Source organism: Verrucomicrobiia bacterium (assembly GCA_019634625.1).
Lineage (GTDB): Bacteria > Verrucomicrobiota > Verrucomicrobiia > Limisphaerales > CAIMTB01 > CAIMTB01.
This window is the reverse complement of the sequence record JAHCBA010000005.1, coordinates 59,186-73,813: the sequence shown is the minus strand read 5'-3', so window position 1 is coordinate 73,813 and position 14,628 is coordinate 59,186. Positions and strand designations below refer to the sequence as shown.

The window sequence follows — 14,628 nt, the reverse complement described above, 5'->3', positions numbered from 1 at the left end:
GATCGGCGTGGAGCGTGCCATGGGGGACGGTGATTGCCAATGGGCGTCCATCCTCTTCATCGACGGGGGGCAGGGCATGGGAAGGGCTGCCATCAGCCGGGTATTCGATCCGTTTTTCACCACCAAGCCGCCGGGCGAGGGAACGGGGCTGGGATTGGCGGTGGCGCAGTCGGTCGTCGAGCGGCATGGGGGGAGGATCGAGTTGGTCAGCGAACCCGGTCTTGGAACCCTCGTGGCGATCCGCCTTCCACTGGATGGCCCGGGACGATGAAGTCGATCTGAACCGATCCTCCAATTCGCTGCCTCCCCACCCACAACTCGGGGATGCACCGGCTCGACCCTGACGCAATCCGGCGTCGTGGACCGGGGGCACAGGCAACGCGGGCAGCGCCTGACCGTTCCCGGGCGGTCTGTTGCGGCGGGCCTCGTTCGAGCTGCGTCGTCCCGATCGAGGATTCGATTCCCGGTGCGGGCCGGCTCCTGCCGGACATCTGTGGAATGGACAGTCCGGCCATCCGAAGAATGCGGTTCCGGATGAGCGAACGCTCCCGTCAAGAATGCCGGGAATGGACCCGGGCTCCATTTTCGACTCGCCCGCGTTGCGCCTGGCGGTTTCGCATGCCCGGGTCATGCCTCCGTCGCGCCGCCCCTTCGCCGCCTTGCTTGCCGCCGCGATCGCCTGTTCCGCCGTGGGCGCCGCCGAGCCGGATCTGCAGCGGGAGGAGATTCCCCGGTATCCGCCGCTGAACCCGGGCGAAGCCCTGGCGGCTTTCGTGGTCAAACCCGGGTTCCGCATCGAACTCGCCGCCCACGAACCCGCCGTCGTGGACCCCATCGCGCTGGCGTTCGATGAGCATGGGCGGGGACTCGTCATCGAGATGCGGGATTACTCCGAGCGCCGCCCGGAACAGCTTGGGCGCGTCCGACGCATCGAGGATCGCGACGGCGACGGCCACTTCGAGACGGGCGAGGTTTTCCTGGAGGACCTCCCGTGGCCGACCGCCATCGCCTGCTGGGACGGCGGAGTGTTCGTCGGGGCCACGCCGGACATCTGGTACGCCAAGGACACCACGGGCGACGGACGCGCGGACCTCCGCGAGATCGTCTTCACGGGGTTCGCGAGTCAGTTCGCGCCGTATGCCACGAACCGCCTCAACGTGCAGGCGATGCTGAACTCGTTCCGCTGGGGCCTCGACAACCGGATCCACGGATCGTCCAGCTTGAGCGGCGGACAGGTCCGTGCCGTCGATTCCGCCTTCACGCGTGCCTGGCGCGCCAAAGCCGGCCTGCCGCCACTCGATCCCGAACGGAGCTGGGATTTGCGGGGACGCGATTTCTCCCTGGATCCGCGCACGCTGGAGTTCCGACCGGAGACCGGCGGCGGCCAGCATGGCATGAGCTTCGACAGCACGGGCCGGAAGTTCCTCTGCTCGAATTCCGACCACCTCCAATGGGCACGGTACGAGGAGCACCATGCCGCCCGGAACACCGCAGGCGTCCTGGGACCCGCCCGCGTCAGCATCGCCGCCGACGGACCCGCCGCGGAGGTGTTCCGCCTCAGCCCCGAGGAACCCTGGCGCATCATTCGCACCCGCTGGCGCGTGACCGGTTTGGTCGCCGGCCTCATCGAGGGGGGTGGCCGATCCAGCGGCTACTTCACCAGCGCCACCGGACTCACGCTCTACCGGGGCGACGCCTTCGGCCCCGATTTCGCCGACGACGCCTTCGTCGCCGACTGCGGGAGCAATCTCGTTCACCGCAAGAAGATCCGGGCCGAGGGCAGCGAGCTCATCGGCGAACGGCCCTCTGACGAACGTGACCGGGAGTTCCTGGCCAGCCGTGACACCTGGTTCCGCCCCGTCGATTTCGTCAACGCCCCCGACGGCTGTCTGTGGGTCATCGACATGTACCGGGAGATCATCGAACACCCGTGGTCGCTCCCGCCCAACCTCAAACGCCACCTCGATCTCAATGCGGGCAACGACCTCGGCCGCCTCTATCGCGTTGCCCCGGCCCAGCAACCCATCCGCCGTCAGGTCGGGCTCGCCGGCCTCACCACCCCGGAGTACGTCGCCCTGCTGGGGCATCCCAACGGCTGGCATCGTGACACCGCCGCCCGTCTCCTCCTCGAACGGGCGGATCCCGAAGCGCCGGCGCTGCTCCGTGGCGCCCTGCGCGGCGCCGCGTTCCCGATGGCCCGACTCCACGCCCTTTACGTGCTGGACTCACTCGGGGGGCTTCAGGTCTCCGACCTCGGCAGCGCCCTGGGCGACGCTTCCGAACCCGTCCGTCGTCACGCGGTGCGCCTTGCCGAACGTCGCCTCACCGGGCGTGGTCCCACGGAGATCGACGACGCCACATGGACCGCCCTTGCCGGCGACGAGCCGTTCGTCCGGCTCGAACTCGCCTTCGCCCTCGGCACCCTCCAGGTCCCGCAACGCACCGCGCTACTGGCCCGCCTGATCCGCACGGCGGACAGCCAGCCGCGGGAGCAGGGGATTGTTGAGGCCGCGATCCTGTCGGCAGGTGACGACACGCTGGCGCTCTTCCGGGCGCTCCTTCGGGACAACGATCTTCCGCACCGGTCCGGCGCCCTGGCCGCTCTCGCCCGGACCCTCGGGCGTCGGAACAGGCCCGACGAACGCGCCACGATGCTGGACGTCCTCCTCGCGCGGTCCCCGGAACGCTCCGTCCTTCACCTGGCCACGCGCTTCGTCGAAGGGCTGCGTCAGGCCGGCGCCGAGGCTGCCGTCCTCGTTCCCGGGGACCCGCGATGGCAGGGCATCCATGCGTTGGCTTTGACCCTCGCCGCGTCCCCCGAGGCTGCCACTGACCTGGCCGATCGCCTCGATGCGGTGCGCTGGCTCGGCCTGATGCCGACTCCTTCCGGGTTTGATCGCCTGGCCTTGCTCGCCACCCTTGCCGGATCGACTGAACTGCCACGCGCGGCGGTGGAAGCCCTGTTCCGAACGGACGAATCCCGCGCCTGGGACGCCCTCCTCCCGCGCTGGTCGCAACTGGCGGCCCCGGCCCGCCTGGACGCCCTGGAGATCACCCTGCGCCGGCCCGCTGGGATGGACCGCGTTCTCGACGCTCTGGCGGGCGGCACTCTCACCCCGCGCGACCTGACCGCCACCCAGATCGCCGGTCTCCGCCGTCATCCCGATGCGGCCCGGCGCGAACGCGCGATGGAATTGCTGGGGGCCCCAGCGCCGTCGCGCACTGAAGCCCTGGCCACCGCGCTCGCCGCCCTGGATCTCCCTGCCGATCCGCGGCGCGGCTTCGCCGTGCATCAGGCCCAGTGCGCTCCCTGCCACCGGCTCGCCGGATACGGACACGTCCTCGGTCCCGATCTGGAGAGTGTGCGTTCCCAACCGCGGGAGAAGCTCCTGGTGGGCATACTGGATCCCAACCGGGAAGTCGCCTCCGCCTTCCTCGCCACCACGGTCGAGACCACCGACGGGGAGTCGCTGACCGGCGTCATCGTTTCGGAGTCGGCCGACGGTCTCGTTCTGCGGCAGGCATCCGGTCTCGAAACGTCGCTCCCACGCCAACGCATCCTGCGGCAGACCACCGAACCACGATCCCTCATGCCCGAGGGTTTCGAGACAACCCTCACCCCTCAGGAACTGGCGGATCTCCTCGCCTGCCTGACGGACGGCGTCCCGGTGGCCCTCAAGTGAGCACGAACCGTAGGTAGAGGTACATCAGCGGTGCGTTGAACAGGAGGCTGTCCACCAGGTCAAGGACGCCTCCGATCCCGGGGAACCACTGCCCGGAATCCTTGACGCCCGCCTCCCGCTTGAACTGCGACTCGACCAGATCTCCCAGGACCGCGGACACGCTCAACAGGATGCCGAGCAGGGCGGCGTGCATGAGGGTCATGCCCGCCAATCGATCCCCAGCGGTCGCGGTGAAGGCGAGGCTCGCGCCGGTGGAAAAGGCGATCGCCCCGGCAAAACCCTCCCAGGTTTTCCCCGGGCTGATCCGTGGAATCATCTTGTGCCGGCCGATTAGCGAACCGGTCACATAGGCACCGAGGTCGCTGAACTTGGTCACCAGGATGAAGTAGAGGAGGTAGCAGCGGCCATCGATGGCGGAGTCGAGGACGATCCGGGCCATGAAGTTCAGCAGCCACGGCACATACAGCAATCCAAGCCAGGTCGTGGCCAGGGCGGCCAGACCGTCCGTCACGTCCCGGGCCAGGAAGCGCCGCGCGCACAGCGCCAGGAAGGCCAGCGCCATGGCCGGCCCTTCCAGGTCGCCTCCGCCCAGAATCCCCATCTGCCCAAGATACGGCACCGTCACAATGCCCAGCCCCAGCCCGACGCCCCACCCGGGAAAGCAGGCTTTCCCGAGTCGCCCAACCCAGCCATAGAACTCCCGCATCCCCACCCACGTCAGGCCCATCAGCATCCCCAGGAAGACCCAGTCGGTCAGGTCCCGCCGGGTGGAAAACACGGTCCAGAGCACCACCGCCCATAGAGCCGCCGTGCTGCCGAGGCGCCGCACGAAAATGCGCCCGCGGGTAGGACCGGAGGTCTTCGGTGCCGGAGCTTCGGGGGCAGCGGACATGCCCCATCAAGCCCCGACCGATCGTCGGCCGGAAAGCGGAATCTCGGCAGCGCCAGCCTCCACCCGAATCCTTGGCAAACGATTCGGCTTGAGGATGGTTGAGTCCTTATTGGGGGCTTGGGGGGGCGTACTGCCGTGCCGGGGAAGGCTCGGCGGAGTGCGGGCATATTGGGAGAAACCATTGGGGGAACAACCGACCCGGATGGACGTTCAGCCGCGCTCCATTTGATAAGACAGTCAAATAATTATTGACCACTGACCCAGTTGCATAAAAAGCCCGACATATTGCGATTGACGATCCGCGAGCAGGTCAACTCCGGCGGCCGGACGGGATTCCCAGCAGGAGAGTGCGGTGTCAACAACTATGAGTCAGACCTACTATCGAATACGTGGTCAACACATAAAAGACTGACTAGGTATTGGACATCAACAACAAACAGCCTGGCGAGCTATCGTTGGACATCAACAACAAGCAGCCTGGCGAGCTATCGGACGCGCCCCATCGCAGGGTTCCCTGCGGCCGGCACGGGCGTTACCGTACCGCCGTGCACGCCTCCCTGCTTCGTTGCTGGATTGTAGGTTTGTGGCTGATCGGCTCCGGACTCCCGCTGGCCGCGCCGGCGACGGGTCTGCGTCTGGGCACCTTCGATGTGGACGCCACGCCCCCCCCCGGTTCAGCCATGGCGTACGATCCAGTCACGAACAGTTGGGATCTCGGGTTGCGCGCGCGCGGCATCGTGCTGGTGGGCGCCGGGGAGCCGATCGTCCTGATGGCCATCGACTGGATCGGCATCGCCAACGAAGGCCACGACGTCTTCAGGCAAGTCCTTGCCCGCGCCGCCGGCACCCGTCCGGAACGGGTGGCGGTTCATGCGCTTCACCAGCACGACGCGCCGCACTGCGATTTCGGTGCTGAACGACTGCTCCGCCAGGCTGGTCTCGAGCCGGGCAGCTACGACGGCACCTTCGCCCGCGAGGTCCTCGACAGGCTCGACGTGGGGGTGCGCCGGGCCTTGGCGCGGCCGGAGCCGATCAGCCATCTCGGGCTTGGTCAGGCGCCGGTATTCGAAGTGGCCTCGAATCGCCGAATTCTGGGTTCCGACGGCAAAGTGCGGGCAACCCGGTACACCACCTGCCGGGATCCCGAACTTCGCGCCGAACCCGAGGGCACCATCGACCCGATCGTTTCGGTGATCAGTCTCTGGCAGCACGACCGTCCCCTCGCGGTGCTCAGCTACTACGCGGTCCATCCCCAGAGCTACTACCGGACCGGCATTCCGAACCCCGACTTCCCGGGAGTGGCCCGGTTCTTCCGGCAACTGGCCGTTCCGGACGCGCTTCACGTTCATTTCAACGGGGCAGGGGGCAATCTCGGGGCGGGCAAGTACAACGACGGCGCGCGGGAGAACCGCGGGCTCCTCGCCGAACGGCTGGCGGACGGACTGCGCCGCGCCTGGGAAGCCACGGATCGCTCCCCGATCGACGCCAGTCGGGTGGGATGGACCTCGATCCCCACGGCGCTGCCCCCGGCCCGGCACCTTGCCATCGCCGATCTCGAAGCCCGGATGGCTGGCCGCGATGGTACTTTCTTCCTGACCGGCGGGGCTTCCAAGCTCGCCTGGCTGCGGCGTGTCGAGTCCGGCCACCGGGTTGACGTGAGCTGCCTGGCCCTTGGCCCGGCCCGCATTCTCCATCTGCCCGGGGAATTGTTTGTCGAGTACCAGCTCGCGGCGAAGGCGGCGCGCCCGGACCTTTTCGTCGCCATGGCTGCGTACGGGGACTACGGACCCGGATACATCGGGACGGCCATTGCCTACGACGAGGGCGGGTACGAGACCAGCCCGCCGGCTTCCAATGTCGCCCCCGAGGTCGAGGGCGTGCTGACGGAGGTGCTTCAGCGCCTCCTCGACGTGCCCTAACCGGACTTGCGAACCGCCTTGAGGCCGTGGCTTGAGGGGACCTGGAGCCGCGAGTCCGTGCCTTTCGGGTCACCCACAGGTCTGGCCTCTTGGAATTCGGCCCTCCGAGGCGACGTTTCGCGCAGTTCGCACCTCTCTCCACAACTCCGGGATGCACGGCACCCCCAAGGTGGCCGGTCCAAAACGCTTTCCTTGGACGGGCCCGGATATATCGTGCGGGCCCGATGGACGTTTCATGGACAAGTTGCTGATCATCGACGACGACGCCGATATCCTGCACGCCTTCCGGCGGCTTCTTGAAGGGGATGACCTTGCGATTCACACCGGCGGAAGTGGGGAGGCCGCTCTCGAACTGATTCCGCAGCTCCATCCTGACCTGGTGATCATGGATGTCCGCATGGCCGGCCTCAACGGGCTGGAGACGCTTCGCCGCATCCGCGAGGCCGACGCGCGCCTGCCGGTCATCATCATGACGGCTTACGGCACGACCCAGACGGCCATCGAGGCGATGAAGCTGGGGGCCTACGATTACCTGCTCAAGCCGCCCGACATCCCGAAGCTCAAGGAATTGATCGCCGGGGCCTTGCGTGCCGCGCGCCAGATGAAGGCCGTGGTGAGCGTCGAGCCGCTCCTTGAGTCGGCCGACTATGAACTCGGCATCGTGGGCCGCAGCCCGGCGATGCAGCGGGTCTTCAAGCTGATCGGGCAACTTTCGGCGTCCTCTGCCACCGCGCTGATCACCGGCGAGAGCGGCACCGGCAAGGAACTCGTGGCGCGCGCCATCTACAGCCACGGATCCCGTGCGCGGCAGCCGTTCGTGGCCATCAACTGTGCGGCCATCCCGGAAAACCTTCTCGAGAGCGAACTGTTCGGCCACGAGAAGGGCGCCTTCACCGGCGCCACCCAGCAGCGAATCGGGAAATTTGAGCAATGCCACCGCGGCACGCTCTTCCTCGATGAGATCGGTGATATGCCGCTGGCCACCCAGACCAAGATCCTGCGCGTGCTCCAGTCGGGCACCTTCGAACGGGTGGGCGGCAACGAGACCGTCCAGGTGGATGTCCAGGTGATCGCCGCGACCAACAAACCCCTCGAACAGGCGGTGGCGGCCCGCGCTTTCCGCGAAGACCTCTTCTACCGCCTGAATGTCGTGCGGATCCCGCTGCCGCCCCTCCGGGAACGCCGCGACGACATCCCGCTGCTGGTGGATTACTTCCTCCGGCGCTTCGCCCGCGAATCCGGCCGTCCCGCCAAGGCCATCGTGGCGGATGCCTTGCGTGCCCTTGAGGCTCACCCATGGCCGGGCAATGTCCGCGAACTCGAAAACGCCCTCCGTCGCGCCTCGGTGGTGGCCACTGGCGACACCATCCTGCCCCGCGATCTGCCTCCCGAAGTCATCGGCCCCTCCGCACCGATGCCCGGCATTCTGGCCGCTGTTGAACCCGCATCCCCGGTCCCGACCGCCGCCGTTGAGGCCCCGACGGTGCCGGAGACCGAAAAGGAGCTGCTGCCGCTCATCCAGGGGCTCTTCCGATGGGCCCGTACGCGCCCGGGCATGAAGGTCCTGCCTGCCGTCGAGCGCGAACTGGTGATCGAGGCGCTCAAGGAGACCCGCGGCAATCAGGTGCAGGCCGCCCGGATGCTGGGCATCACCCGCGCCACGCTCCGCAAACGCATCGAGAAGTATGCCATCCGGAAAGACCTGGTGATCCAGTAGGCGGCGGCCCTACCGGCTTTCCAGCAACCTCCGGAGAACGGCGTCCAGTTCCTCCGGAGGGCTCGGTTTGCCGACCACCTCGGTCCGCCCCAGTCGGGTTGCCATTTCCAGGTCCTCGGGGCGGATGCAGCCGGAGGTCAGCACCATGGGCACGTCCGGCCGGATGCGCCTCAATTCCGAGGCCAGTTCGATGCCGGACAATCCGGGCATCGACAGGTCGGTGACCACCACATCGAAGGCGTCCGGACTCGCCTCGAACTGCTGCAGCGCCACCTGGGCGTTCAACAGGCCTGTCACCTGGTATCCCAGCCGTTCCAGCACCCTCGAGGTGATGAAGACGATCGCTTCGTCATCATCCACGCACAGGATGCGCGGATTCCTTGGGACGGCGGTTTGCGCGCCCTGGGATTCGCCGGCAGCCGCGAATGGGGCCGCTTCCCTGCGCTCCTTCCCCGGTCCGGGAGGCCCGGGTCTTCCGGGCGACAGCTCGTGATCCATTCTCGAAGTGAGCGTCCGTTCGCCGTTCGCGCTGGTGGCGTCCATCTGATGCATCGCCTTCTTGTGAACCTGTCGGTCGATCATGGCAAGCCGACGCCATGGCCGACTTGTAGCCACGCGACGCCCGGATGTTGCAGGTCGTCGTCGGAACAGGGCTCTTCAGAATCCCCATGTCGGGATCTTGCAGGATGCACGAAGGCTGACGGTGGGTCGGGCAGGTCGCCACGGTGCGATCCGGATCTCCGACGGGGAGGGGGCCGCAACGGCAACGGGTTAGGCCCCAGACCGGGTTGGGCACGAACTTTGCACCGGGAGATTGTGCGGATTCCGGTTGGACCCGGAGCGCCGTACCAAGACAACCCGAAAGAAAGGACCCTTATGTTGCACTGGACGCTGACCTTCCTGGTTCTTGCCTTGATCGCTGGAGCCTTGGGCTTTACCGGCATTGCCGGCGCCGCCGCCGGAATCGCGCAGATCCTCTTCGTCATCTTCCTCGTCTTTTTCCTCGTGTCGCTGATCCGGCGGAATGCCTGACCCGCGACCCACCTCAACCTTCCTACCCACTACCCGTGAAAACCATGCTTCCCAAGCCAGTCCTTCCCATGAGCCCCAACCACCATCCCCAGCGACGCCGTGTCCGACGATGGATCGCTGCGAGTGCCGTCCTGACGGGACTCGTTCTGGCCGCAGGCTGCGGCTTGGAGGACGATGCTTCGCCGCCTCCTGCCGTGGATCGGTCGCAGGCCTCGCCGACGGCGGGCGAGGTGCAGCGACAATACCAGGAGGCGTTCAGCGCCACCGGCGAATTCGCCTACACCCGAAAGCAGGAGTTCGTGGAAGCCATGCGGATCAAGGTCCAGGCCCTGGAGCGCAGGTTTGCCGAACTTGCGGAGTCGGCGGAGCGGGCCGGCGCCAACGTTCGGGAGGAGTCCCAGGAGATCCTTGAGGACATCGACACGAGGGCCTCGGCGTTGCGAGGCATGCTGGACAACGTGGAAAGCGCGACCGAGGAGTCGTGGGAGGCAGTCCGGACGGGTGCGGTGAACGCCTACGATGGCTTGAGCGAGCGGCTCGATCGCGCCCGGAAATGGTTGAGCGAACGCATCGCACCCTGATCTGAAGGCCGCGGGGTCGCATCTCTGATTTTGACAAATGGGGCAGGGTCCCGCGGGGGGGGGGGGCGCGCCCAAATGTCAAATTCACAGATCTGACCCCGACAGGCCCAGCTTCTTGCGTTTCCGGTAGAGGGTGGCCTGGTCGATGCCGAGCCACTGGGCGGCCTGGGCCAGGCTCGAGGCCCGCTTCAGCGCCCGCCGGATGGCCCGCTCCTCGAGGCGGTCGAGAGAGAGGATCTCGTCGGTGTCCACCGGACCGGCTTCTGCACCGGGTTCGACGGGAGCGCGCAGTTCCAGGGGGAGGTCCGCGAGGTGGACGGTTTGTCCGCGGGCGAGGATGGCGGCCCGCTCGATGGCGTTGCGCAGTTCGCGCAGGTTGCCGGGCCAAGGGTACCTCATCAGTTCGGCCCTTGCATCGTCGGAGAAGCCTTCGAACCGGCGTCCGCACTGGGCGGCGAAATGGCGCAGGTAGTGCCCGGCGAAACGCACGATGTCCTCCTGACGCGCCCGAAGCGGCGGCATGGTGACCGAGATGACATTGAGGCGGAAGAAGAGGTCCTCGCGGAAGTGGCCCTCGGCGACGCGCTGTTTCAGGTCGCGATTGGTGGCGGCGATGACACGGACCCGGGCCTGGCGGGTGACGTTTTCGCCGAGGCGCTCGTACTCACGTTCCTGGAGGAGGCGCAGGAGTTTCGGTTGGATCTCGACAGGGAGGTCGCCGATTTCGTCGAGGAACAGCGTGCCGCCTTCGGCGGCCCGGACTTTGCCCCAGTGATCCTTCACCGCCCCGGTGAAGGCGCCCTTCGTGTGTCCGAACAGGTCGCTTTCGAGGAGTTCGCGGGAGAGGCTTGGGCAACTGACGGTCACGAACGCCCTGTCCCGGAGATCGCTCTGGTGATGGACCTCCCGGGCAACGACGCCTTTGCCGGTGCCGCTTTCGCCCAGGATGAGTATCGACGCCGGGGTGGGCGCGGCGCGGGACAGCACATCCATCACTTCGCGCATGGCCGGCGTGCTGAAGTCGAACAGCGGCTCGGGGCTGCCGGACCGGCTTTCGCTGACCTCCTGTTCGAGGCGGCGGATGCGCTGGTCCAGTTGCCCGATGCGCTGCAATCGCGCGACGACGGTCAGGAGGTGGTCCCGGCGGAAGGGTTTTTCCAGGTAATCCACCGCGCCACGGCGCATGGCCTCAACCGCCGGGGCCACCGTTCCCTCCGCCGTGCACAGGACCACCGGCATGCCGGGGTGCGCCCTGAGGATGTCGGACAGCACGTCGAGTCCGTTCTCGGCCCCGAGGTGAAGGTCCAGCAGGACCGCCTCGAACCGGTCCTCCCTCAACCGGGTCAACGCCGCCTCGCCCGATCCGACGGCCTCGGCGTAGTGACCCTCCTCTTCAACCAGCAGGGTGGCCCCCTCCCGGAAGGTGGGGTCGTCATCGACGATCAGAAAGTCCATGGCGTGGGGGGTATGGGCGGTCGGTCACGGGACGTTGCGGCGGGGAAGGCGCACGGTGATCCGCGCGCCCTCGCCGGGTTCGCCTTCGACCCGGATTTCGCCGTGCATCGCGGTGACCAGCTTGTGCGAGATGGCGAGGCCAAGTCCGGTGGAGGGTTCCCCTGCGGTCGGACGGGCCGAGAGGCGTCCGTAGCGCTGGAACAGCCTGGCGCGATCCTCCGGTTGGAACCCGGGTCCCTGGTCCCGCACCCGGCACTCGATCCAGTCGGGATGGTCTTCCACCGAGACCTCGACCATGCGGCCCGGGGGGGAGAATTTGATGGCGTTGGAGATCAGGTTGTCGAGAACCCGGTCGAGGGATTCGGCGTGGCCGTACCCCTTCACCGGGTGCCCGGGCAGGTGCGTCTGCATGGCGATGCCCTTGCGGCGCGCGGCCTCGAGATTGCGCTCGGTCACGGTTCGGGTGACGGCGGCCAGGTCCACGGTGCCGGGAGGAAGCACCGATTCCCGGTCGGCCGCCATGTTGGCGAGGAAACCGCGGACGAAACCCAGCATCCGGTCGCTCGCGTGCCGGAGGTTGTCGGCCAGACGGATCAGTCGGTTGTCGCCCTGCCGGATCACACGGTCGTGGAGCAATTGGGCGCTCATCTGCATGCCGCCAAGGTGGTTCTTCAGGTCGTGGGCCAGGATTCCCAGCAGCTCGTCCTTGTCCTCCGCCAGCCGCGCCAGCCGGTCCCGGGCAAACTTCAGGGCAAGCTGGGTCCGCACCCGCAGGATGAGTTCCGCCTGGTGGAACGGCTTGGTCACGTAATCCGTTCCGCCCGCCTCGAGCGCCTTCACCACCAGATCCGGATCGTCGGCCGCGGACAGGAAGATGACGGGGATATCGCGCCACTCCGGGCGGTCGCGGATTCTCCGGCACAGCTCGCAGCCGTCCATCTCCGGCATCAGAAGGTCGAGCAGGATCAGGTCAGGGGGATGGAGCCCCAGTCGCCGGAGGGCGGTCGGGCCATTGGCGGCGGGGACGATCTCATGGCCGAGTTTCCCGAGCACGGTGCCCGCCAGCTGGATGGTGGCCGGTTGATCGTCCACCACCAGGATGCGGGCGGGCGGATCCTGGATCGGTGTTGCGGCGCTGGAACCGGGATGGCCGTTCATGATGTCGGTCGGGCCTCCAGCCGGTCCGCCAGTTCCCCGAACCGGCCGAGGTGTTCCTCGAGTTCCACGACCGCGTAGTTCTCGGCGTGTTCCCGCAGGGTCCGGGCGTAGTCGATCAGGTCCGCACGCTCGAGTTCATGCCCGACCGACTCCAGTTCCCGGGCGAAGTCGCGGCACGCATTGAAGGCGGGCATCTCGCGCAACCGTGGCCAGACCTCGCGATGCAACCGTGCCAGTGTCACGGCCAGCGAGGCCGGCGTGGGCTGTCCTGGGGAGTCCGGGGCGCCGGAAACCGCCTCGGCAGGTCGGGCGGTTCCCGTGTGCGAAGCGTTCGGGGGCGTCCCTGCGGCCCGGGGAAGGAACTGGGCCAGTTCCGCGAAGAGATCGCGCCGGGTGAAGGGCTTTTGCAGGTAGCCGCTGAACTGTCTCTTCAAGCCCTCCTCCTCGTCCGCGAGGCTCGAAGCCGTGACTGCGATCACCGGCAGCAGGTCGAAGCCCGGCGTCTGCCGGATGGCCGCGAGGGCCGCCCGGCCGTCCATGCCGGGCATCCGCACATCCATGAGGATGACGTCCGGCCGGAGGAGGCGGGCCTTGGCCACGGCCTCCTCTCCGTTGTGGCCAAACTCAAGCCGGTGATGCGATCCCTCGAACATGCCGGCCACCAGGTCGCAGTTGATCCGGTTGTCGTCCACCACCAGGACCAGCGCCCCGGCGAGCCTGTTGAAATCCGTGTCGTCCTCCTCCGGCGCGCCTTCCTCCGCCGGCAGGCGCGGCGAGACGGTCAGGCCGGGCAACCGCAGCCGGAAGGTCGATCCCTCGCCGGGCTGGCTGGTCACACTCACCGTGCCTCCCATGGCTTCGGTGAGGCGGCGCACGATGGCGAGGCCCAATCCGGTGCCCTCCCGCTCCTTCTCGCGGTCTGCGCCCGCCTGGACGAACGGCTCGAAGATGGCCTCCAGGCGGTCGGGCGGGATGCCCACCCCGGTGTCGGAAACCTCGATCGTGAGGTTCACCCGTCCGTCCGAGGACGGCGGTTCCCACGGGACCCGGACGCGGACCCAGCCGCGGTCGGTGAACTTGAGCGCGTTTCCGACGAGGTTGATCAGGATCTGTCGGAGCCGGATCCGGTCGAGCAGCAGCGATCGGGGGACCTCGGCGGCCACCTCGCACTCCAGGGGCACGCCCTTGCGCGCCGCGGCCTCGCTGAACACCGAGCGGACAAATCCACAAAGCTCGGCCGGGTCGGTGGGCTCGGGGTGCAGTTCCATGACCCCGGCTTCGATCTTCGACATGTCGAGAATGTCGTTGATGAGCTGGAGCAGCGACCGGGCGCTGGACCGGATCGAGGAGAGGTACTGGCGGTGGCGCGGTTCGGTGAGGTCGCCGCTGAGCAATTCGCTGAAGCCCAGGATGGCGTTCATTGGAGTCCGGATCTCGTGACTCATGTTGGCCAGGAAGACCGTCTTCTCCCGGCTGCTCCGTTCCGCTTCGAGCCTGGCCTCCACCAGTTCCCGCTCCCGTTCCTGGTGCCGGATGCTCAGACGCGACAGTCGGAAGGCAAAGAGACCCGCCCCGATCCCCAGCACCCCGGCCAGCAGGCTGGTCAGCACCGCCCGGAACATCTGCGCCCGGGCCTGCGCCCCGTCGTCCGACAGCAGGTCCGACCGCATCCCGCGGATCTCGGCCACCTGCGTCCGCAGCGTTTCCATCATCCTCCGGCCGTCCCCGGTCATGACGATTTCCGCCGCCGCAAGGTAGCCGGCATGCTGGCGCGCCAGCACCACGGACTGGTGATGGTTCAGCAGAAGCTGGGCCTGCACGCGCAGATCCATGATCCTCTGAAGCGAGGCCGCGTCGCCACGGGTCAGCTCGATCAGGCGCTCGAACCGCGCCGGAAGCTGCTCCTCCCCCACCTCGAGCGGCACCAGGAAGGCATCGTCGCCCGTCAACGTGAAGCCCCGCTGGCTGGTCTCGGTGTCCAGCACCACCTGGAACACGGCGTCCAGTTCCGCCTGGATGGCGGCCGCCTGCCGGGATGCCTCGATATGCCTCGATAGCTCGATCCACGTGATGGCGGCCAGCACGACGCTCGCCGCCGACAGCGTCAGCCAGACCACCACCACCGTCCGGTACACCTCGTTGCTGGGTTGTCGAAACATCACGGACACCCTGAACCGCGCCCCGCAAGGCG

The 14,628-nt window shown here is 67.5% G+C and carries 11 protein-coding genes; 6 read left to right on the top strand and 5 right to left on the bottom strand.

Annotated features, from left to right (window positions below; genetic code table 11):
- The first annotated feature begins 19 nt into the window (after nucleotides 1–19).
- Nucleotides 20–271 carry a HAMP domain-containing histidine kinase gene (locus KF833_04505; protein ID MBX3744548.1) on the top strand — a complete coding sequence of 84 codons (252 nt, stop codon included), beginning with the start codon at nucleotides 20–22 and terminating at the stop codon, nucleotides 269–271.
- 358 nt (nucleotides 272–629) lie between these two features.
- On the top strand, nucleotides 630–3,683 hold the full coding sequence (locus KF833_04500) for a c-type cytochrome (GenBank protein MBX3744547.1): 3,054 nt from the start codon (nucleotides 630–632) through the stop codon (nucleotides 3,681–3,683).
- Here KF833_04500 and KF833_04495 read toward each other — a convergent pair.
- The gene (locus tag KF833_04495; GenBank protein MBX3744546.1) at nucleotides 3,676–4,575 is read right to left on the bottom strand and encodes a phosphatidate cytidylyltransferase; all 900 of its coding nucleotides are present in this window, start codon (nucleotides 4,573–4,575) and stop codon (nucleotides 3,676–3,678) included. The two genes, KF833_04500 and KF833_04495, sit on opposite strands and share 8 nt — an antisense overlap.
- 635 nt (nucleotides 4,576–5,210) lie before the next feature.
- Here KF833_04495 and KF833_04490 point away from each other — a divergent pair.
- Nucleotides 5,211–6,494: a hypothetical protein gene (locus KF833_04490; GenBank protein ID MBX3744545.1), complete on the top strand. Its 1,284-nt coding sequence runs from the start codon at nucleotides 5,211–5,213 to the stop codon at nucleotides 6,492–6,494.
- Nucleotides 6,495–6,729: 235 nt separating this feature from the next.
- Nucleotides 6,730–8,211 carry a sigma-54-dependent Fis family transcriptional regulator gene (locus KF833_04485; GenBank protein ID MBX3744544.1) on the top strand — a complete coding sequence of 494 codons (1,482 nt, stop codon included), beginning with the start codon at nucleotides 6,730–6,732 and terminating at the stop codon, nucleotides 8,209–8,211.
- A 9-nt stretch (nucleotides 8,212–8,220) separates the two neighbouring features.
- On the opposite strand, the gene KF833_04480 is transcribed toward KF833_04485, so the two are convergent.
- Nucleotides 8,221–8,571 carry a response regulator gene (locus KF833_04480; protein MBX3744543.1) on the bottom strand — a complete coding sequence of 117 codons (351 nt, stop codon included), beginning with the start codon at nucleotides 8,569–8,571 and terminating at the stop codon, nucleotides 8,221–8,223.
- Between the two features lie 516 nt (nucleotides 8,572–9,087).
- Here KF833_04480 and KF833_04475 point away from each other — a divergent pair.
- Nucleotides 9,088–9,243: a DUF1328 domain-containing protein gene (locus tag KF833_04475; GenBank protein MBX3744542.1), complete on the top strand. Its 156-nt coding sequence runs from the start codon at nucleotides 9,088–9,090 to the stop codon at nucleotides 9,241–9,243.
- 68 nt (nucleotides 9,244–9,311) lie between these two features.
- Nucleotides 9,312–9,824, top strand: a complete 513-nt coding sequence (locus KF833_04470; GenBank protein MBX3744541.1) for a hypothetical protein — start codon at nucleotides 9,312–9,314, stop codon at nucleotides 9,822–9,824.
- An 84-nt stretch (nucleotides 9,825–9,908) separates the two neighbouring features.
- On the opposite strand, the gene KF833_04465 is transcribed toward KF833_04470, so the two are convergent.
- From KF833_04465 to KF833_04455, 3 genes are read right to left on the bottom strand one after another with little or no spacing between them, the layout of a single operon-like run.
- The gene (locus KF833_04465) at nucleotides 9,909–11,279 is read right to left on the bottom strand and encodes a sigma-54-dependent Fis family transcriptional regulator (protein ID MBX3744540.1); all 1,371 of its coding nucleotides are present in this window, start codon (nucleotides 11,277–11,279) and stop codon (nucleotides 9,909–9,911) included.
- Between the two features lie 24 nt (nucleotides 11,280–11,303).
- A complete protein-coding gene (locus KF833_04460; protein MBX3744539.1) occupies nucleotides 11,304–12,437 on the bottom strand; it encodes a hybrid sensor histidine kinase/response regulator in 1,134 nt (377 codons plus the stop codon).
- On the bottom strand, nucleotides 12,434–14,596 hold the full coding sequence (locus KF833_04455; GenBank protein MBX3744538.1) for a CHASE3 domain-containing protein: 2,163 nt from the start codon (nucleotides 14,594–14,596) through the stop codon (nucleotides 12,434–12,436). Before KF833_04455 ends, KF833_04460 begins: the two co-directional genes overlap by 4 nt.
- Nucleotides 14,597–14,628: the final 32 nt, after the last annotated feature.

Coding starts and splice junctions, on each gene's coding strand:
- KF833_04460 (MBX3744539.1), bottom strand. CDS start 12,437: ATGAACGGCCATCCCGGTTCCAGCGCCGCAACACCGATCCAGGATCCG.
- KF833_04470 (MBX3744541.1), top strand. CDS start 9,312: ATGAGCCCCAACCACCATCCCCAGCGACGCCGTGTCCGACGATGGATC.
- KF833_04455 (MBX3744538.1), bottom strand. CDS start 14,596: ATGTTTCGACAACCCAGCAACGAGGTGTACCGGACGGTGGTGGTGGTC.
- KF833_04495 (MBX3744546.1), bottom strand. CDS start 4,575: ATGTCCGCTGCCCCCGAAGCTCCGGCACCGAAGACCTCCGGTCCTACC.
- KF833_04500 (MBX3744547.1), top strand. CDS start 630: ATGCCTCCGTCGCGCCGCCCCTTCGCCGCCTTGCTTGCCGCCGCGATC.
- KF833_04475 (MBX3744542.1), top strand. CDS start 9,088: ATGTTGCACTGGACGCTGACCTTCCTGGTTCTTGCCTTGATCGCTGGA.
- KF833_04485 (MBX3744544.1), top strand. CDS start 6,730: ATGGACAAGTTGCTGATCATCGACGACGACGCCGATATCCTGCACGCC.
- KF833_04465 (MBX3744540.1), bottom strand. CDS start 11,279: ATGGACTTTCTGATCGTCGATGACGACCCCACCTTCCGGGAGGGGGCC.
- KF833_04505 (MBX3744548.1), top strand. CDS start 20: ATGGGGGACGGTGATTGCCAATGGGCGTCCATCCTCTTCATCGACGGG.